General features: G+C 37.2%; 21 protein-coding genes. 7 read left to right on the forward strand and 14 right to left on the reverse strand.

The genetic code is table 11. The features are described from left to right. Window positions 1–79: 79 nt before the first annotated feature. Entirely contained in the window at window positions 80–1,102 is a 1,023-nt protein-coding gene (gene sppA / locus AAV96_RS11790; RefSeq protein ID WP_046739433.1) for a signal peptide peptidase SppA, read from the forward strand. 136 nt (window positions 1,103–1,238) lie between these two features. Then, the gene (locus AAV96_RS11795; RefSeq protein ID WP_046739434.1) at window positions 1,239–2,033 is read left to right on the forward strand and encodes an alpha/beta fold hydrolase; all 795 of its coding nucleotides are present in this window, start codon (window positions 1,239–1,241) and stop codon (window positions 2,031–2,033) included. Between the two features lie 61 nt (window positions 2,034–2,094). On the opposite strand, the gene AAV96_RS11800 is transcribed toward AAV96_RS11795, so the two are convergent. The 3 genes from AAV96_RS11800 to purM form a co-directional block, all read right to left on the reverse strand. Next, a complete protein-coding gene (locus AAV96_RS11800) occupies window positions 2,095–2,622 on the reverse strand; it encodes a hypothetical protein (protein ID WP_046739435.1) in 528 nt (175 codons plus the stop codon). Window positions 2,623–2,697: 75 nt separating this feature from the next. Beyond that, window positions 2,698–3,327, reverse strand: coding sequence for a phosphoribosylglycinamide formyltransferase (gene purN / locus AAV96_RS11805; RefSeq protein WP_171062425.1), 630 nt, complete (start codon window positions 3,325–3,327; stop codon window positions 2,698–2,700). Further along, window positions 3,324–4,394, reverse strand: a complete 1,071-nt coding sequence (purM, locus tag AAV96_RS11810) for a phosphoribosylformylglycinamidine cyclo-ligase (protein WP_046739436.1) — start codon at window positions 4,392–4,394, stop codon at window positions 3,324–3,326. The genes purN and purM overlap by 4 nt, the downstream gene beginning before the upstream one ends. Before the next feature lie 134 nt (window positions 4,395–4,528). Between purM and cxpE the strand changes: the two genes are divergently transcribed. The 4 genes from cxpE (at window position 4,529) to AAV96_RS11830 (ending at window position 10,906) form a co-directional block, all read left to right on the forward strand. Next, window positions 4,529–5,722 (forward strand): chloramphenicol efflux transporter CxpE, encoded by a 1,194-nt coding sequence (gene cxpE, locus AAV96_RS11815; RefSeq protein WP_004661136.1) that lies wholly within the window; start codon window positions 4,529–4,531, stop codon window positions 5,720–5,722. 20 nt (window positions 5,723–5,742) lie between these two features. Next, a complete protein-coding gene (gene hda / locus AAV96_RS11820) occupies window positions 5,743–6,438 on the forward strand; it encodes a DnaA regulatory inactivator Hda (protein ID WP_046739437.1) in 696 nt (231 codons plus the stop codon). 115 nt (window positions 6,439–6,553) lie between these two features. Beyond that, window positions 6,554–8,401: a rhombotarget A gene (gene rbtA, locus AAV96_RS11825; RefSeq protein WP_046739438.1), complete on the forward strand. Its 1,848-nt coding sequence runs from the start codon at window positions 6,554–6,556 to the stop codon at window positions 8,399–8,401. 18 nt (window positions 8,402–8,419) lie between these two features. Beyond that, on the forward strand, window positions 8,420–10,906 hold the full coding sequence (locus AAV96_RS11830) for a hypothetical protein (RefSeq protein WP_046739486.1): 2,487 nt from the start codon (window positions 8,420–8,422) through the stop codon (window positions 10,904–10,906). Between the two features lie 96 nt (window positions 10,907–11,002). On the opposite strand, the gene AAV96_RS11835 is transcribed toward AAV96_RS11830, so the two are convergent. The 5 genes from AAV96_RS11835 to AAV96_RS11855 all read right to left on the reverse strand — a co-directional run bounded on the left by AAV96_RS11835 (window position 11,003) and on the right by AAV96_RS11855 (window position 14,273). Then, the gene (locus tag AAV96_RS11835) at window positions 11,003–11,392 is read right to left on the reverse strand and encodes a DUF3106 domain-containing protein (protein ID WP_046739439.1); all 390 of its coding nucleotides are present in this window, start codon (window positions 11,390–11,392) and stop codon (window positions 11,003–11,005) included. After that, the gene (locus tag AAV96_RS11840) at window positions 11,382–11,705 is read right to left on the reverse strand and encodes a hypothetical protein (RefSeq protein ID WP_004661146.1); all 324 of its coding nucleotides are present in this window, start codon (window positions 11,703–11,705) and stop codon (window positions 11,382–11,384) included. Before AAV96_RS11840 ends, AAV96_RS11835 begins: the two co-directional genes overlap by 11 nt. Further along, on the reverse strand, window positions 11,698–12,309 hold the full coding sequence (locus AAV96_RS11845; protein ID WP_005215205.1) for an RNA polymerase sigma factor: 612 nt from the start codon (window positions 12,307–12,309) through the stop codon (window positions 11,698–11,700). The genes AAV96_RS11840 and AAV96_RS11845 overlap by 8 nt, the downstream gene beginning before the upstream one ends. Window positions 12,310–12,465: 156 nt before the next feature. Then, the gene (locus AAV96_RS11850; RefSeq protein WP_046739440.1) at window positions 12,466–13,242 is read right to left on the reverse strand and encodes a TrmH family RNA methyltransferase; all 777 of its coding nucleotides are present in this window, start codon (window positions 13,240–13,242) and stop codon (window positions 12,466–12,468) included. 59 nt (window positions 13,243–13,301) lie between these two features. After that, the gene (locus AAV96_RS11855; RefSeq protein ID WP_046739441.1) at window positions 13,302–14,273 is read right to left on the reverse strand and encodes a class 1 fructose-bisphosphatase; all 972 of its coding nucleotides are present in this window, start codon (window positions 14,271–14,273) and stop codon (window positions 13,302–13,304) included. A 177-nt stretch (window positions 14,274–14,450) separates the two neighbouring features. Here AAV96_RS11855 and AAV96_RS11860 point away from each other — a divergent pair, with 177 nt between their 5' ends. Beyond that, window positions 14,451–14,636: an NF038105 family protein gene (locus AAV96_RS11860; RefSeq protein WP_046739442.1), complete on the forward strand. Its 186-nt coding sequence runs from the start codon at window positions 14,451–14,453 to the stop codon at window positions 14,634–14,636. 50 nt (window positions 14,637–14,686) lie between these two features. Here AAV96_RS11860 and pal read toward each other — a convergent pair whose 3' ends face one another. The 6 genes from pal to ybgC form a co-directional block, all read right to left on the reverse strand. Continuing rightward, complete coding sequence (gene pal, locus AAV96_RS11865; RefSeq protein ID WP_046739443.1) at window positions 14,687–15,256, reverse strand: peptidoglycan-associated lipoprotein Pal; 570 nt, start codon at window positions 15,254–15,256, stop codon at window positions 14,687–14,689. Between the two features lie 22 nt (window positions 15,257–15,278). After that, window positions 15,279–16,562, reverse strand: a complete 1,284-nt coding sequence (gene tolB, locus AAV96_RS11870) for a Tol-Pal system beta propeller repeat protein TolB (RefSeq protein WP_046739444.1) — start codon at window positions 16,560–16,562, stop codon at window positions 15,279–15,281. A 99-nt stretch (window positions 16,563–16,661) separates the two neighbouring features. Continuing rightward, window positions 16,662–18,077: a cell envelope integrity protein TolA gene (gene tolA / locus AAV96_RS11875; RefSeq protein WP_046739445.1), complete on the reverse strand. Its 1,416-nt coding sequence runs from the start codon at window positions 18,075–18,077 to the stop codon at window positions 16,662–16,664. 3 nt (window positions 18,078–18,080) lie between these two features. After that, window positions 18,081–18,533 carry a protein TolR gene (gene tolR / locus AAV96_RS11880; RefSeq protein ID WP_004661165.1) on the reverse strand — a complete coding sequence of 151 codons (453 nt, stop codon included), beginning with the start codon at window positions 18,531–18,533 and terminating at the stop codon, window positions 18,081–18,083. Then, the gene (gene tolQ / locus AAV96_RS11885; protein WP_046739446.1) at window positions 18,533–19,231 is read right to left on the reverse strand and encodes a protein TolQ; all 699 of its coding nucleotides are present in this window, start codon (window positions 19,229–19,231) and stop codon (window positions 18,533–18,535) included. The genes tolR and tolQ overlap by 1 nt, the downstream gene beginning before the upstream one ends. A 26-nt stretch (window positions 19,232–19,257) precedes the next feature. Next, on the reverse strand, window positions 19,258–19,665 hold the full coding sequence (ybgC, locus tag AAV96_RS11890; RefSeq protein ID WP_004661168.1) for a tol-pal system-associated acyl-CoA thioesterase: 408 nt from the start codon (window positions 19,663–19,665) through the stop codon (window positions 19,258–19,260). Between the last annotated feature and the right edge of the window lie 151 nt (window positions 19,666–19,816).

A 19,816-nucleotide genomic window follows, 5' to 3' on the forward strand; every position in this document is an offset into this window, starting at 1 on the left:
AAAACAAGTTATTTAAACAGTTTTCTATAAATCAGCGTATATAATAAATTCACTTTACAATACATTGGATTGGAATCTTATGTCCGATTGGCCACCAAAACCACAAAATGAACCTACAAATAGCAATAATGTGACAGGCAAAGAATGGCAGATTTTAGAAAAAGCTGTTTTGGCTTCTGTCGAAGAACAACGCCGTAGTCGACGTTGGAGCATCTTTTTTAAATGCTTAGGTTTTGCGTATTTATTAATCGTATTGATCGCAATGAGCAAAGGCTGCTCAACTTCTGTAGAAAAATCAAATACGAATGTTAGCTCTGATCATTTAGCTGTGATTGATATTGTTGGAACTATTGATTCTTCTAGTGGTCAATCTACTGTCAATAGTGATGACACCAATAAAGCATTGAATCGTGCATTTGAAGCCACTGGCAGTAAAGCGATTGCATTGAATATTAATTCTCCTGGTGGCTCACCAGTGCAATCTGATGAGATTTGGCAAGAGATTCGTTACCTTAAAAAACAACATCCAGATAAAAAAGTCTATGCTGTGATTGGTGATATGGGTGCATCGGGTGCTTACTATATTGCTTCTGCGGCAGATGAGATCATTGTGAACCCATCAAGTTTGGTTGGTTCAATCGGTGTGATTATGCCAAACTATGGTTTGAGTGGTTTAGCGCAAAAACTTGGTGTTGAAGATCGTACTTTAACTTCTGGTAATAATAAAGACATTCTAAGTATGACTAAGCCAATTAATCCAGCTCAACAAGCACATGTGCAAGCTGTTTTAGATAATGTTCATACACATTTTATTAATGCAGTCAAAGAAGGTCGTGGAAAGCGTTTGAAGTCAAATGATCCCGCTGTATTTTCTGGTCTATTCTGGACGGGTGAACAGGCAATTGCATTAGGTGTTGCAGATCGTAGTGGTAGTATTACAACATTAATGCGCGATCTTAAAGTAGATCAGAAAGTAGATTATACCGTTCAACGCAATCCTTTAGAGTCAATTTTAGGACGTATGGGTACAAAGATTGGTGAAGGAATCAGTAGTTCACTTTCTGCACAATTACAAACCCAACAAAATGCAAAAATGCAATAATCATCAAGACTAGGCTGTGATCATTCACAGCCTTTTTTATTTTTAAACGTAACTGGGCAGTTCTCCCTTTTAAATTGCAAAGCATTTGTAGCGCGAGATAATCGACCAATCAATATATAAATTGAAAGAAACGCTTATGAAACCTTTGATTCATTTTGCACATGCTAATGGTGTTCCATCTAAAGTTTATCAGAAGCTATTTGAGCAGTTAAAAGATCAATATGACATTATCTATGTTGCAGAGATTGGCACTGATAAACGTTATCCAATTACGCATGGGTGGAGGCATTTAGTTGATCAAATCATTGATAGTATCGTGCAACAATCACAAGGTCGAAAAGTAATTGGCTTGGGACACTCGTTAGGTTCTGTATTAACACTAATGGCATCTTATCGTCGTCCTGAGTTGTTTTCTCAAGTGATTATGCTGGACCCACCATTTATTATAGGTAAAGCATCATTTGCTTTTCATCTTGCTAAAGTGTTTAAACCTAAATTGGTCGATAAAATTACGCCAGCAGGTCTATCAGTACGTCGTCGTGATCATTGGGAATCTCGAGAACAAGCAGCAGAACTTTTGGGCTCTAGAGGATTTTATCAACACTTTGATACAGATTGCTTCCAAGCGTATATTCAGCATGCTTTGAGTAATGATCCATTAAAGGGTGGAGTGACTTTAACCATTCCGAAAGTGGATGAGGTTGCAATGTTTAGAACGACACCATCGATGTGGTGGTTACCTATGCCAAAACCTAGAGTAGCTGTTCATTTGGTTGTTGGTCGTGATAGTGTGTTCTTAAAAGAAAAACTTCCTCAAGTTGCTAAACGGAAATTGGGTATTCCTTTTTCAGTTGTTAATGGTGGACATATGTTCCCATTAGAGTATCCGACTGAAACTGTGGAAAAAATTAGAAGTTTGATTAATTTTTAAATGAAGCATGCCGATAAGAAAGTATGTATTTTCTATTTCTATTAAATACATACTTTGGGCTTTATATGCTTTGATCTAAAAATTCTTGTGTTTGATTTAGATCATTTAAAGTTAAGTCACTATTTTGTATATATTGAAGGATTAATAATGCTAAAAATTTGAAAATTTTGATATTAGATCCAATATCACTATGAGCCGAAAAACAAAAGTTTATTTTATATAAATCATTAAATTTCATCTGGTTGGATATTTCTAATATAAATTTTTGTAATTCTGTAGTGTATTCAATTGGCAAACCATATTTTGCTTCATCAAGTTTATTCAGGAAATCAGATTGAAAAATACGATTTTCTAAATCATGCTTTGTCAAATTTAGGATAATTTCACTATTCTTTAAATTTATATCAACTTCTGCACCCAGTAAACCATAGAGAAATCTTCCGCCACGAGGTTGAAACAATTCAAGGACAATTGTGTATTTATAATACGAAGACGGCGGTAGTATATCTGTGAAAGGTAAAATCGGAGAGCTTTGAGTCCAAAGTTTTATGTGTAGATGATTTTTCAGTACAAATTCAGATGCGCTCATTTGGGGTTAAAATCTAATTATTTAAAAATTAAGAATTATATTTTTCAAAAACACATCCGAAGATGTGTTTTATTTTTAGAATTGAGCAAATTGAATTGGTCGTTCTAAAGGTTTTTTATTGAAATATGCTTGACCGTTTGTCCAAGTGAGTTGACCATTACATAACCATTCTGCAACCTGAGGGTAGATGAAGTGTTCAAGCTCATGCACACGTTGTGCTAGACTTTCTACATTATCATGCAAACTCACATGAATGGCTGATTGCGCTATACTTTGTCCTGCATCTAGCTCAGCAGTGACAAAATGAACGGTACAACCATGCAAGCGATCTCCAGTATTTAATACACGTTGATGTGTATTAATTCCTTTATAAAAAGGCAGCAGAGAAGGGTGGATATTTAACATTTTACCTTGCCATTGACTGACAAAGTTTGGCGTTAAAATGCGCATAAAGCCTGCAAGGATGACTAAGTCAATTTCCCAAGCAAGCAATTGCTGATGCATAGCATCGTCAAAGCTTTCTCGATTTGGATAATCTTTATGTGAAATAACAGCGGTTGCAATATTGGCTTTCTCAGCACGCTGCAATGCATATGCATCAGCTTTATTTGAAAGTACACCAATGATTTGCCCTGACAGATTTGCATCTATCAGGGCCTGTAAGTTGCTACCGTTGCCTGAGACAAGGACAGCAATTCTCATTATGCAAAGATCACGCGAATTTTTTCGTCTGCACCTTCAACTGATTCAGCATTCTCTTGGATATGACCAATTTTCCATGCTTTTTCGCCTTGAGCATTTAATACATCAATGGCTTTATCAGCTTCGCTTGCATCAACAGCGATTACCATACCAACGCCACAGTTAAATGTACGATACATTTCGAAGCGTTCTACATTGCCTTCACGTTGTAACAATTGAAATAATTCTGACCATTCCCAACTCGATTCATCAATCACAGCTTGTGCGCCATTTGGAAGAACGCGAGGTAAGTTACCTGGTAAACCACCACCTGTGATATGAGCCATTGCATGAACATCAACTTGTTTGCAAAGTTCAAGTACTGGTTTTACATAAATACGTGTTGGTTCCATTGCAACATCTGCAAGTGGGCGACCATCAACAATTTGAGTTAAATCAACGTTCTTAACATCTAAAATTTTACGTAGTAATGAGTAACCATTAGAGTGAGCACCACTTGATGCAACACCGATAAGTACATCACCAGATTTTACTTTAGTACCGTCAATAATTTTACTATGCTCAACTACACCAACAGCGAAACCAGCAAGATCGTAATCTTCGCCTTCATACATACCTGGCATTTCAGCAGTTTCGCCACCAACAAGTGCACAGCCAGCAAGTTCACAACCTTTACCAATACCCGTTACTACATTTGCTGCAACATCAACATTCAAATGACCTGTTGCATAGTAGTCTAGGAAAAATAATGGTTCAGCACCACAAACGAGTAAATCGTTTACACACATTGCCACAAGATCTTGACCAATTGTGTCATGGCGATTTAGGTTTAACGCTAAACGTAATTTTGTACCTACACCATCTGTACCAGAAACCAATACAGGTTCTTCATAGCCTTTTGGGATTTTGCATAGTGCACCGAAACCACCAAGACCGCCCATTACTTCAGGACGAGTAGTGCGTTTTGCGACTGATTTGATACGATCGACCAGTGCGTCGCCCGCTTCAATGTCGACGCCCGCATCTTTATAGCTTAAACCAGTATTTGGGGTAGAAGTTGAGTTGCTCATAGTGAAGTCTCCGCATTGGCGGCAGATTATAACCTGAATATACGAAACTCTTATGTTATTTATGCTCGAAAATGCTATCTTTAATTAAATTTTTTTTCCATTTATAACGATTACACGAAAAAAGGCTAGATTTTATGCAAGATCAGGTACTACGTCGTATCTTTATCCTCGCAGGACTCGCATTACTACTTTGGGTGTTGTATCTATTAAAACCAGTTGTATTACCATTTGTTGGCGCTTTTTTTATTGCCTATCTCTTTAGCCCCCTTGTAGATGTCCTTGTAAAAATTAAATTACCTCGTTGGTTGGCGATCAGTCTCGTCTTTGTTGGGATTGGCGTAACCTTAACAGTTGTTTTATGGTTCCTTGTCCCATTGGTTTGGAAGCAATTAATCTATGCGCGAGATAGTATTCCAGCAGGTATACATTGGGTAAATGCGACATTTCTACCTTGGGTGTCCCATACTTTTAATGTTGTCCCAATGGAGTTGGATACAGAACAGATTTCTAAAGCAATTATGGAATACATTCAAACGAATTATAGTGCAGATAGTATTCAAGTCATGGCTTTACGTTTAGCACAATCTGGTTTGAATTTTATTCAATTAGGTGGCGTGTTTATTTTGATTCCTATCATTTCATTCTATTTCTTACTTGATTGGGAAAGAATGTTGCAAAGTATGCGTCGTTTAATACCTCGTCCATATGAAGAATCAACCTTAGTCATTGTTCGTGAATGTCATAGTGTCCTTGGAGCGTTTGTTAAAGGTCAGTTCCTCGTAATGTTGTTATTAGGAATAGTGTATGCCGTTGGTCTGCAAATCATTGGCTTGGAAGTTGGCTTAATTATTGGAATGATTGCTGGTTTGGCAAGTATTATCCCATATCTAGGCTTTGGTGTTGGTATTATCGCGGCCGTGATTGCTTCATTATTCCAGTTTGGTCTTGATTGGATGCAGTTACTTTTAGTGGGTATTGTATTTATGATTGGGCAAATGGTAGAGGGATATATTCTGCAACCTTTCTTACTTGGTGACAAAATTGGCCTATCTCCTGTTGCCGTTGTATTTGCGGTACTAGCTGGCGCTCAACTGGGCGGTTTTTTAGGGATGCTGATTGCCTTGCCTGTAGCGGCTGTCATTGTTGTGTTACTTAAACATGCAAGAGATAATTACGAAAAAAGCCGGTTTTACGGATCTCCAATAGAGGTCAGTATTCCACATGGTGAAATTCAACGTATAAATGTTGATGCTGGTGATGTAGAACTTGATATTGAGATTAAAAACTCTCAAGATAGCGAAACTTCACATTCAAATGATCTAAAGTAATTGAGGAACAAATTAACAATATGCGTCAACTACAGCTAGATATAGAACCACAGCTCGATGCGCGAATTAGCGATTTCTCGGGGCCAGGGTGGGGTCATGTAGTTGATGCGATACGACAGTTACATACTGGACTGGTAAATCGATTTTATGTTTATGGTGGTGCTGGTACAGGTAAAAGTCATTTACTCTCTGCTATTTGTGATTCATATTTAGAATTGGGCCGTCGTGCAATAAAGGTCTCATTATTAGAATTATTAGATGCACCAATTGATGCGATTACTTCATTAGAATTTTATGATTTAGTGGCATTAGATGATATTGATGCAATTAGTGGTGTACCTCATTGGCAAAAAGCTGTTTTTCATTTGATGAATAATCATGAGGGACAACTGGTCTTTTCATCTCGTGTAGCACCGATAGAATTAAAATTAGAATTACCTGACTTGCAGTCGAGACTGACTCAAGCGGTCAGTGTCAAAGTACCGAATGGAAGCTCATATACAGATCGACAGGCTTTATTACACTCTGTTATGACTAGGCGAGGAATTCATTTTGACCAACAAATTATTGATTATTTGTTGAGTAATGGGCCACATCAAGCTTCTATTTTATTACAGACACTTGCCCAACTTGAAAAGATGTTGAAAGGTGAGAAAACAAAGCTCTCAAATACAACGATTAAGCAAATTTTTGCTTTAATTGATGAATATCAGTAATCGCATAAAATTTCTTGAGTAATTTTGACAGCTATGACAAAGTACGCACAAAGGAATGTGGTTGCAAATTTGTAGTTTGCAATACTAAGAAAAATGAAAATAGAAGGAGAACGGTATGCTCAAACGGACGCTTGCCTGCGCTTTATTTGCGATTACTGGACATGTATATTCTGCGGATATTCAAGTTACAACATTAGTTGATGAAGACAAAGATGATACCGTTTGTTCATTACGTGAAGCTGTAACATTCTTAAATAATCGTACCCAAAAAGAATTTGAAAATGGTTATCATGGTTGTGGTAATAAGGATGCTTCATCGATTGTTATATTAGACCGTGATAAAGAATATACTTTGAGTAAAGCACTTGAAGTTAAAGCCGCAATGACAATTAAAACCGCTGCTAGTACAAGTTTTAATGATACAAAAAAAGGTTTAAATAATGCTACTATTAAAATGGTAGGTGTGGAAAGCGTATTTATTATTGATGATAATGATGTTGAAAAAGACCCATTAGTAGTTAACTTGAATGAATTAAATTTAAAAGGATCATCACAAAAAGTAATTGAAGGCGGCTTGATTTCAAATCGAGAAATATTAACAATTCAATACTCTCGATTGATGGGTGGAAATGCAAATTTTGGGGGGGCTATATATAATAAAGGCTTACTTTCTGATAAAAAAACTGCAGGAATTGTTAGTATAAATAATACTATTTTTGAAGGTAATAAGGCTGATCAAGGTGGGGTTATTTATAGTGAAGTTCCTCGTTATATTATTACACAATCAGTTATACGTAATAATGAGGTGAAAGCAAATGGAAGCATTTTATATGTTCAAAATGCTTATAGTGATACTGCGATTTCGAACGCCTTAACACTAAGAGCATTTGGAATCAGAAATTCCACCATTTTTAATAATAAGGGAGGCTATGTAGCAAATATTCGAGGGGGAATGGTCATCAATAATATTACGATGATCTATAATGATTCAGGATTATATTTGCAAGCTCCAAAATGGATTTCAACCCCTGCGACAGATACAACACAAGCTAAATTAGAGAATAGTGCATTTATTTCAAACAGTATCATAGCTAAAAATAATCAAAACTGTGTTGCAGATACTAATGATTCTTCAGTTATTCAAAGTAATTTAACAGAAATAGATTGTGATCGTAATGCTCCAGCTGGACTGCCAAATTTTTTATTAAATACTGATTTGCTTGCTGGTAGTCAAATGGAAGGAGATTGTGATTTACCTCAGGATAAAGGATTGTTGTGCCCATATGCGACTCCTAAAGATCAAATGCTAGGTTTTTTTCAACCAAGACTATTGACTTCTTATAACTCATTGTCTGAGTCTTTGATCATCAATAAAGGACGTATTTTTAGTGATGGAACAAATAAAGGAGCGATTAGTTGTGAAACTTCAGATCAGCGAGGTAAGGCACGAAGTATTTATAGTGAATTATGCGATTTGGGTGCAATTGAATTAGTAGTAAATCGTAATGATGTAGAAATTGCTGGCCAAGATATTTTATATGGTCAAATCGCTAAGTTTAGTATTGCAAATAGTTTGTTGGATGGGGAGTTGGTTGCTCCTGATGCATGTAAAATAATCTTTAAGAGAGACACTGACTCTAATGGATTACCATGGCAACCAGGCTGTCTTGAAATTGAACAGACTGAAACAAAGTCTAAAGGTAAATTAACAATAGATTCAAAAGGTAATATTGTTTATGTGCCCTATAGTAATTGGCATGGTGCAGATAAATTTAATATCCGTGTAATCACTACGATCACTAGGCTTAATGATCCTTCAAATTATTATATTGATATTCCTACGACGATTGTCCAAGATCCACCAAATAATTTTCAAAGTAAAACTGTAAATGTTGGTAGTATAGACTTTGGATGGATTTTCATAATATTCGGTTTGATTGGATTCAGACGTTTTAAATCATAATCAAGGATGATGGATGAGATGCAAAATTATAAGAAAACCTTATTAGCATTGATGGTTATTTCTGCTATGCCATTATTAGCTGCTACAAATGGTGCAACAGCACCAATTAAGGTGACTACTTTTAATGATGATAACGAAGAAGATTCGCTTTGTTCAATCAGAGAAGCCCTGAAAGTTGCAAAAACGCGTGTATCTGCACATGGTTGTGTTGTTGCCGATATTTACTCCAATACGCAGGATATACAACTAGAAGCTGGTGAGTACACATTAAAAAGTGAACTAATACCTGATTCAGAGGTGAGAATTTGGGGGGCAGCTCCAGCTAATTGGAATGAAAAGAATGTTTTGATTAATGATGTTGCGAATCAATACCCTGCACAAGTTGAACTTAAAACTACTATAAAAGCTGAAAACTCTCGAATTTTTAATACTACGGGTGGAAAAAATCCTTTAACATTAACAAATTTAATACTTGCTAATGGTATTGCACCCAATCAGGGAAATGGTGGTGCTATCTATGCTGGTGGAAATATCACCTTACAAAGTACTCGAATTTTAAACTCTAAAGCATCTACTGGCGCAGGTGGTGCAATTTATTTAGCTGGATTGAATGCTTCTGCAACAATTTCTAATAGTTTATTTGAGGGTAATGATGCTTTCGTGGGAAGTGTTATTGCAATGGCTTGTAAGAGTGATAATACTTATTTAGAGCGGAATATTAGTTTTACAGCAAGTAGTTTGATAAAAAATGGATCAGAAGATTCATTAAGTATGTTTGAATTTTGTGGTCTATTGCCTAAAACAGAATTAAAAGCAAATACAATTGCTCAAAATATTGCTAACTCTAGCAAAGGTAATTTAATAAAATTCACGGGTGATACAAAAGCTGGAACAGAAAATCAAAATGACTCAAGTATATTAAGTAATGGTAGTGTATTATCATTAACAAGCAATACTATTGTTGAAAATAAAGCATTTACAACTTTTTTATATGATAAAATTGGATTAAAAACCCTACTCTTTAATGTTCTTGCTTATAATCAAGGGGCTTACTCTTGTCGTTATTTATTAGGTGATGCTGCAAAAGAGGAAAATGTAGGGATAGGTGCAATATATAATGCATTTCCGTTGGCCAATAATGGTAAATGTGCTCTACCAGATCTGATTTTAAAGGATAATAAGACAAATGTTGATTTAACTAATATTCCTATGGATACAATATTAAGTCATCAAGTTGCAGCTTCCCAGTATACAGCTTTTTTACCTATTTATTATCCTAAGAGGGTAGCTCAAACAGGTACTGATAAGAAAGATTTAGTGAATGTAACTCCTGAGGGTGTTGCGGGTTGTAGTGATTATGATCAACGTGGATTAGCTAGATTTGCTGATAGAGCATTATTTTATCAACCTGACGCAAAAAATACTTGTGATATTGGTTCCGTAGAGTTGATGCGGCTAACAGCTGGTGATATTAATAGCATTACTAATGGATCATTAAGTCAATTAATAAGTGATTATAAGACTCAAAATGATTATTTTGATAATCTAGTTAAGAATCCGAATGATCAGGAATATCTTACTTACTATAAATATCGCTTAGACCAATATAAAAAATTAGTTGAATATTACGATAAAAAAGAAAATTTGAAATATCGAGCTATTTATATTGATTTGCAATCATTTAAACTTCCATTACCACATGAGGTTGCTTTATCTGATGAAAGTCACCGATTAGATTTTTTTAGTCCGGAATTGTATGATATTGAGGTAGAAACAATAGGCGTCGGTAGTACTATTGAGGGGAAACTAAATTTTCGCAAAGACGAAAATTTAGTTTGTAGTTGGGTACCTGAAATTCAACAAATTATTGTATATAGAAAAGATGATGCAATTACACAGGATGGTGAGCAAGCTTTATGTAGTTACACCATCAAATATAAAACTGATCATACAATTCAGACGAAAGGCTTAATTAAAGCCTCATTTACGAATCAAGCACCTGAAGCTAAAGATACATCTGTGACATTAAAGTATCAGCAAAAAGAAATCGCAAAATTGAATCTTTTAGAATTAGCTAATGATGCAGGTGATACAGGCCCAGGTGGTAAAGGTCCTGAAACAAAGCCTAATAAGTCAGACTTTTGGATAAATGAAGATGGGGTAGAATTACCGATAAGATTATCGAATGTCCCAACAAAAAATCTAATAGTTACTGCTGATCGTAAAGGTAAATGTCCTGCTCCTGATCAAAAAGAAACGTGTTATGGCGGAAATATTTATATTCAAGAAGTAAATGCTTTTAATCCATTTAATTATTCGTTCAATTATCAAGTTTATGATAATGATGAAACGCCAAAACTGTCAAATTTAGCGACTGTAAACGTAATTAGTACTGCAACTACCTCAGATGATACTCGACCTGCGAAAAGTGGTGGAGGTGGTGAAGGTATTTTCTCAGCATTAGGTTTGTTGGGTTTACTAATATATCGTCGTTATAAAAAGTAATATTGAATAAAAAGAGCGCTTTAAAAGCGCTCTTTTTTATATCTTCAAATTATAAATTAAATGCATACAAGAACAGAGCAATTCATATAAAAACAATTAGTGTTCAGAATATTTGCTCAAATATTCTTCACGGATGTTCACTTTCTCTTCTGCACTGGCATTTTGCATACGTTTGCGCAAAGTGTTACGTTCTTGAGTTCCTAGTTTTTGCCAAACATCACGCATTTTTTGTTTTTCATCTTCTGGAAGCTGGGTAAACCATTCCATTCTTTGTTGAAGCTGAGAGCCCTGATCGGTTGGGATTTCTTTTAAACTTTGATAACGTTTAATAAGAACACGTTGTTCTTCTGGAGATAAATCATCCCAAGTTTCTTCTGTAGTTGGTTTATTTGATTTTGAGAACACCCAAAAACGCTCAGAACCAGCAAAACTTGTTTGAAGTAAACTGAGTGTACACACAACAATTGCTATTTTCTTAGCTGCCATGTGGAACTTTATCCTCACCAAGTACCATCAACATTTCCATATCTTCAACCATTTGTGGTGAAAGTTTTGGATTTACGACCACCTGACTTTGTGGCTTATCGGTCAGTTGTAAAGAGCTAGGTAATACAACGATACCAGTAAGAGCCGCTGCTAAAGCAAAGCCTCCCATTTTCCAGAGACTGTAATAAGAGGTTGGTTTCTTTTGAACAGTGTCTAGAACATGGTTCATCACTAACATTTTTTTGTGATGTTGCTCTTTTGCTAGTTGATCGAGTTTGGAAGTCACTGATTTAGTGAACTCATCTTTATTCATTTGATGACCCTCCCGTATGTGGATTTAAATGCTCTAAAGCAATTCTAAGTCCTTGGATTGCACGATGATAATGTGTTTTAACACTACCTTCACTGCAGTTCATAATTTGAGCTGTGGTTGTCGTATCAAAGCCTTCCCACGCTCTTAACATAAATGCTTGTTGCTGACGTACTGGTAATTGATTAATTGCTGTTTGGATTTCATCCATTGTGACTTCTTGATTAAGAAATTCAAATGGATTGGGGGTAGATTCATCTACGATATCAACAATTTCATCATCATCGTCTAAGCTAATTTTTTTGAATAATGAGAAAGGAGTCGCTCGACGCGCTTCTTTGCGCCTCCAATCCTGTAATTTGTTATTTAAAATGGTATAAAACAATGGATACCATTCTTCAATACTTTTATCTGAATATGATTTATGCAATGAAATAAAGGCTTCTTGTACCAAATCCATTGCAATGCCTTGTTGTCCCTGAGTTGCACTTTCCATCATCACAAGTGCACGACCTGTAACGTCTTGCATAAAAAAACGCAGACGTTGTTCAACAGTACTACAATCAGTACCATTTTCAGTTCGAGCCTGTTTCGGTGCTAAATCCATAGAGATGGAAAATCCTGTCATGGATACCCACCATTATTTCAATTCATTAATCATATAACGTTGAAAATGGTGGATGCGTTGACAACTTAAGCAATTATTTTATGAGTGTAATGGATTTTTTCATTAAAAAAATCGTATTTAAAATAATTTAACGTTTTATTGACGTTGGCGAACCATTTCAAAAAAGCAAATTGATCCAGCGATGGCAACATTTAAAGATTCTTGCCCACCTGGTTGAGGAATAGTAACAGCCTGAGCATGTTCTAGGGCATAGTCACTTGCACCTTGTCCCTCATTACCTAAAATCCAAACACATGCTTGCTTTAAATCTTTGCTATACAAGCTGGTTGAACGATGTGAGCTCGTTACAAAAACAGGAATTTGAAACTTGGGAAGAATGTCGTTTAACTGAAAATTCTCAAAACAATGTACGCTAAAATGGGCACCCATTCCTGCACGTAAAACACGTGGGGACCAAAGTGAAGCTGAACCTTGCGTACAAATTACTTGTTTAATATTCGCGGCAGCAGCTGAACGGAGTAAAGTACCGACGTTTCCAGGATCTTGGACATTTTCGAGAATGAGTGTATCTGCTTTGAAGTCAATCGTTAACGACGTTTTTGGAAGATCAATAATTGCTAAACAAGGTAGGGTTGTACCTAAAGTACTTAAATCTTTATACAGTACTTCACTAATGACAAAAATATGTCCTTGGTGTAATTCAATCACTTCTTGTAATTCAGGATGATCGAGAGCTTGTTCAGTCGTAAATAATGAAAAGATTTTTTTATGTTGTTGTAGCCATGCTAAACACAGATGAGTACCTTCTAGAACAGTTTGCTGATGTTTCTTTCGAGCACTATTAAGTTCGATCAGCCCACGCAAATGTTTGATTTTTGCATTGTCTTTTGATTCTAGAAAAATAACAGCCATAATATAAAGATCCAAAAGGGCATTATAAGATGATAATAATGCCCTGAATATAAAAGTAATTAGTGGTAGCTTGTTACGCGTTCCACTTCATTTTTAGAGCCAATTATAACAGGAACACGTTGGTGTAATTCTGTTGGTTGAATATCCATAATACGGACACGGCCAGTAGTTGATGCACCGCCAGCTTGTTCAATTAACATGCTCATTGGATTTGCTTCATACATTAAACGCAAACGACCTGCTTTTTTAGGATCTTTTAAATCATAAGGGTAGAGGAAGATGCCGCCACGGCATAAGATGCGGTGAATATCACCCACCATACATGCAACCCAACGCATATTGAAATCTTTTTCACGAACTGATATTTTACCCGCTAAAAGCTCGTCAATATAGCGTTTCACTGGATTTTCCCAATGACGTTGATTTGATGAGTTGATAGCGAATTCTTGTGTATCTACTGAAACTTGTACTTGATCCGTAGTAAGTAGGAAGGTTTGAGTGGTTGGATCGAAAGTAAAGAATACAACACCTGCACCTACGGTAAGCACTAACATGGTTGAAGGACCATAAAGCACATAACCTGCCGCCACTTGCTCAGTACCCGCTTGCATAAAATCTACAGATTGAGTGACTGCATTTTTAGCGGGAAGAATAGAGAAAATTGTGCCAACACACATATTGATGTCGATGTTGCTTGAACCATCGAGTGGATCGAATAACACTAAATATTTGCCATTTTCTTGGGCAGGCGTGAAGTCATCCAATTCTTCAGAAGCTAATCCACCTACTTGCGGATGCGCTTTTAATGCATCAATAAGATAATCATTAGAAATGACATCTAATTTCTTTTGAGTTTCACCTTGTACATTTTCATTACCAGCACTGCCTAAAATACCAGCTAAAGCGCCTTTTTGTAGTGCTTGGTCAATGGTTTGGCATGTTGCGGCGATTGTTTCAATGACTTGCGCCAATTCTGGTGTCAAATTCCCTTTTTGTTGTTCTAAATATTGGGATAATGTAAGGTTTGACATATTGAATTGCTCCGATTTAGCCGCATCAAAAATTGATAAAAAAGAATGTCGCTATTCTAGATGAGATCGCTCGAAAATAAAAATTATCTTACTTTATTTATGTTGCTTTTGTGATTACAAGCATTCTATTACATGCTATGTTGATTGCATACTAGACAGGAAGTTTGGAGAGGAACGATGTCAACCAAAAATTTTGAAGCTACCCCCACGCCAAGTGAATCAATTAGCCTAGATACGATTTCGAAAGAAAGTGTGAAAGATGCTTGGAAAGAGTATGAAGTAAAGCCTGAGTATAAAGAATTTAATAAGCACGATATGATTGAGTCGATGCAACCTCAGTCGAAGCAAGAGTCTTCATCTTAATGAAAATAAAAATGCTCACATTGTGAGCATTTTTATTGCAAATCCAAACATTATTTTAATAATGGTGGCACTGCTTCATAATTAATTTCTACGCGACGATTTTCTTTCCACGCTGCTTCGTCATGACCCGGGTTTACAGGGGCTTCTTTACCGTAGCTCACGGCTTCTAACTGCTGTGGGTTGACACCATTGGTAATCAAGAAACTTTCGACAGCTTTTGCACGACGCTCACCTAAAGCCATATTGTATTCACGCGTACCACGTTCATCTGTGTGACCTGTCAATGCCACCCGAGAATTAGCATTTGCGACAAGGAACTGTGCATGTGCTTGAAGTGTTTGATAGTCATCATTTGATAAATCACTGCTGTCATAATCAAAGTGAACTACGCGCTTCGCTAAAAAAGCTTTGTTTGCAGCAGTTACACCCTTAGATGATGCACCAGCTAAGTTTTGCGCATTTAATGCAGCATCTTCACTTAATCCTTCTGTGCTTACTGTGGTTGAACTGGTTGGCGCAGTATTACCTGCTGTGATTTCAGCAGCAGGTTTACGACTCGCACAACCTGTGAAAGCAATCGTCGCAGCTAAAAGTGGAAGTGTTAGGTATTTAATATTCATGTGATTCTCCAATCAATCAAATTTATTTTGGTGCCCAAGCTGGTTCACGGACTTCACCTTGTTCGCTTGGTAAATTCATACGGAAACGACCATCTGTAGACATAATAGAGAGTAAGCCACGGTTACCTTCACGTGTTGCATAAACAACCATTTGCCCATTCGGAGAGAAACTTGGTGACTCATCCAGACTGGTTGGTGTCAATATATTAGTGATCCCTGTATTAATATCTTGTAATGCGACTTTGTAATTACTGCCACTTGGTCGATGAACTAAAGCAATTTTTTTACCGTCAGCACTTAAAGTGCCGCGTGCATTAAATGCCCCTTTGAAGGTAAGGCGTTTAACTGAACTATCATCAAAACTGTAGCGATAAATTTGTGGAGAACCACCACGATCTGAGGTGAAAATAAATGATTTTCCATCAGGTGCATAACGTGCTTCGGTATCAATCGCTGAGTCATTGGTCATACGCTGTAATTGGCGCGTATTTAAATTCATCTGATAAATTTCAGGATTACCATGCATAGATGCTGTGAACAACATTGATTGCCCATCGGGCGAGAAGCTTGGTGCACCATTTAAGCCTTTGAAGCTCGCTAAAACCTCACGTTGACCCGTTGCTAAATCCTGAATGTAAATTGCAGGACGTTTAGTTTCGAAAGAGACGTAAGCAATTTTTTTAGCGTCAGGTGTCCATGTTGGGGAAAGGATTGGATCTCGTGATGAAAGTACCGTTTTAGGTTGTTCACCATCCGTATCAGCAATTTGTAATGTATAGCGTTGAGCAGGGGTTTCTGGATTGCGTAATACATAGGCAATACGACCGCTAAAATCACCAGCAATACCAGTCAGTGCTTGGTATATCGCATCACTGATCATATGCCCAGCTTGACGAACGCGATTACTTGGTACGGTTAGAACTTCGTTTAATAAATATTGTTGCTTTTGTACGTCATAAAGTTGGTAATGAATTTCAAATGTATTCGCATCAATGTTTTTAATTTGACCAACAACAACATAGGGCACACCAGCATTTTGCCAGTCACCAGCTTGGATTTGATTAATGCTTGCAGTTGCAGGTAAGTTTTGCGATGCACTTGTAAATCGACCTGAACGATTTAAATCATTTTCAATAATTGGATAAAGCGAGTTGTCATTTGTAAAAGGGATAATTGCAATTTTAGGCGCTTGTTCAGGTGCTTTTGCAATTTCAAGGTGTAATTGTGCAAAAGTTGCTGTTGGAACAATTGCGCTAATTGCAGTAAAAACTGCGAAGGAGATGAGGTGCTTACGGGTCTTGTCCATAGTTACAATTACTTGTGTTCGTATTTTTGTGGCTGTTGATTATTTAACATAGTTACATGCTTTGTTCTATTAAAAGCATGTAACGTTAACTATTTATTACTATTTCGCTGTAAAGTTTGAAGTTACATTTTTTGCATCTCTACGAGCATCTGGATCTTCAGGCATTGGATATGGAGCTGCATTTTGAATGGCAGCTTTAATACTTGCATCTAATTCATCATCCCCACTAGAGCGTGTGATTACAATAGATTGGATTTGTCCAGAGTCTGATAGCAAAAATCTAACACCTACAGTTTTACCACGAGAATCTAAAGGTACTTTCCATGCAGAGTAAACTTTATTTGTAAAATCTCGTTTAGCTGTTGAAGCGATTTTTTTCACATCGGCTTTTTTCTGAGCGGCTTCTTGCTCTGCCTTTTTAGCAGCAGCGGCTTTTGCATCTGCTTCGGCTCTTTCGGCATCTGCTTTATCTTTTGCAGCTTTATCAGCAGCGGCCTTGTCTTTTGCAGCTTTATCAGCAGCGGCTTTGTCTTTTGCAGCTTTATCAGCGGCAGCCTTATCTTTTGCAGCTTTATCGGCAGCAGCCTTGTCTTTAGCTGCTTTATTATCAGCAGCGGCTTTGTCTTTAGCTGCTTTATTATCAGCAGCGGCTTTATCTTTTGCAGCTTTATCAGCGGCAGCCTTATCTTTAGCTGCTTTATCGGCAGCAGCCTTGTCTTTTGCAGCTTTATCAGCAGCGGCTTTATCTTTTGCAGCTTTATCAGCAGCGGCTTTGTCTTTAGCTGCTTTATTATCAGCAGCAGCCTTGTCTTTTGCAGCTTTATCAGCAGCGGCTTTATCTTTTGCAGCTTTATCAGCAGCGGCTTTGTCTTTAGCTGCTTTATTATCAGCAGCGGCTTTGTCTTTAGCTGCTTTATTATCAGCAGCGGCTTTGTCTTTAGCTGCTTTATTATCAGCAGCGGCTTTATCTTTTGCAGCTTTATCAGCAGCGGCTTTGTCTTTAGCTGCTTTATCAGCAGCAGCTTTGTCTTTTGCCGCTTTATCAGCAGTAGCTTGTTCTATTTGACGTTTTGCTTCTTCATCTGCACGTTGTGTTTCGGCAATTTTGCGTTGTTCTTCTGCTTCTTTTGCTTGAGCAGCTTCTTTTGCTTTTTGTTTTTGTTCTGCTAACTGTGCTTGTTGTTGCTGTTCAGCTTTTTGTTTTGCATCAGCGAGTTGCTGTGCAGTAGGCGTTGGTGGAGTGACAGGAACATTTTCAGGTTGAGTATTATCTACAACAGGGCTTAATATTTCTTCCGCTTGATTTTCAGCAGTCGTTTCTTGTTCCACTGGTTTAGCCATTGGCGGCGGTAAATCTTCTGGCTTGACTAAAATTGTGGTCAGTTTTTTAGGTTGCTCAGGCGGTTTACTTAGACCTAAGAAAAGCAAGCCAACAATCGCAATTGCATGTACCCCAAGGGTAAAACCTAGTGCAATTGCATTTTGTTTAAAAGGTGGCTCTTGAAATTTTTTCATAACTTATTTTAATGGCTCTGTCAGTAAACCAACTTGAGTTAAACCTGCTTCCTGTAAACTAGCCATGAGTGATACAACCTCACCATAGGGGCGAGATTTATCACCATTCACTAACACGGTGAGTTGTTTATTTTCTTGTTCCGCTTGCTTTTGAGCATCACTCAAAATAGCTTCAAGCTGCTCAAGTGAAAGAGGTTCACTATCTTTATGATCTTGATATTGCAAATAAATATTGCCATCTTTGCCAATCGTTACCATTGCAGGCATATCTTTCGATTCGATAGGATTATTATTGGCTTGGGGCAAATCAACTTTGATGCCGCTGGTAATCATAGGTGCAGTGACCATGAAAATGACTAAAAGTACCAACATAACGTCAATATAGGGTACAACGTTCATATCACTTTTCAGTGGTTTTTTAATGCGTTCAAAACGCCCAGATCGTTGAATTGCCATTATGCATCTTCCTGTGTCGATCCAATCGCTTGACGCTGTAAAAGAGCGACCATTTCTTCTGCGAATAACGCACGATCTGAGTAAATAGATTCACCTTTAGCTGTGAAGTGGTTAAAAGCAAGCACAGCAGGAATCGCTGCAAATAAACCGATTGCCGTTGCAATAAGCGCCTCAGCAATACCCGGTGCTACGGTTGCTAAGGTAACTTGATCAACGGCAGCAAGGCCAATAAAGGCATTCATAATGCCCCAAACCGTACCGAATAAGCCGATATAAGGCGCAACAGAGCCGATACTTGCAAGTGCTCCCAAGCCTTGTTCTAAACCGCCTTGATCACGGCTTAAACCTACACGAAGAATACGTTCCGTACCTTCGATGGTTTGATTCGTATCAGCCTTACGTTTCTGTAGTTTAAAAAATTCACCCAAACCCTGATAGAAAATATCTTCTAAACCGTTACGTTTAGAATTTAACTGAGCATTGTTATAGAGCGTATTTAATTCGGCACCTGACCAGAACATCTTTTGAAAATGCTCATCATCTTGAGCTGCTTTTTTAAAACCCATATGTAATTTGGCGATTAAATACCAGCTGAAAATTGACGCTAGTAATAAGATCAACATGACCAATTGCACGACTGGGCTGGCTTGTAAAATCAGGTCAGAAATATGTAGAGAAGATTCTAAATTAGTTGCCATAAGTCACTGTGCCGAAAAGTTTATTTTTAGTCCTGTGCTAATTCTTTTTGAATCAGATCACGTATTTCCTCAGGAAGTCTACGTGGCATTAACTCTTTGTTTAAACATGCCAACGTAACCTCACCTGAAGCCAGCAAGATTTCACCACGATAAATATTTTGTTGCAACACAAAAGATGCTGCTTTACACGAAATAACACGTGCTGTAACGGTAATTAAGTCATCCATTAATATTGGACGTACATATTTCACCTGAATTTGATGTACAACGAAGTTGTAGTCTTGTTGATGCCAGTAATGATCGACGCCCGCTGCACGTAGCCATTCAGTACGTGTACGTTCCATAAAACGAATGTGATTGGCATGGTAAACGATACCGCCTGCATCTGTATCTTCGATATATACACGAATATTAAATTCAAAATGATTAGCCATATCTTTAACCTATTTTTGCATACTGCTGAGCAATTGAGGGAATGATATTGCGTCAATCAAAAGATGGGAATAGTAATAAATAACATATTAGACTTCTTTCATAATTGTTTAGACCCTCTTTATTTTCTTCTATTAAGGAGAAAATAAAGGA

Origin of the sequence: Acinetobacter sp. AG1, from assembly GCF_001005525.1 — a bacterium.
Taxonomy (GTDB): Bacteria; Pseudomonadota; Gammaproteobacteria; order Pseudomonadales; family Moraxellaceae; genus Acinetobacter; species Acinetobacter modestus.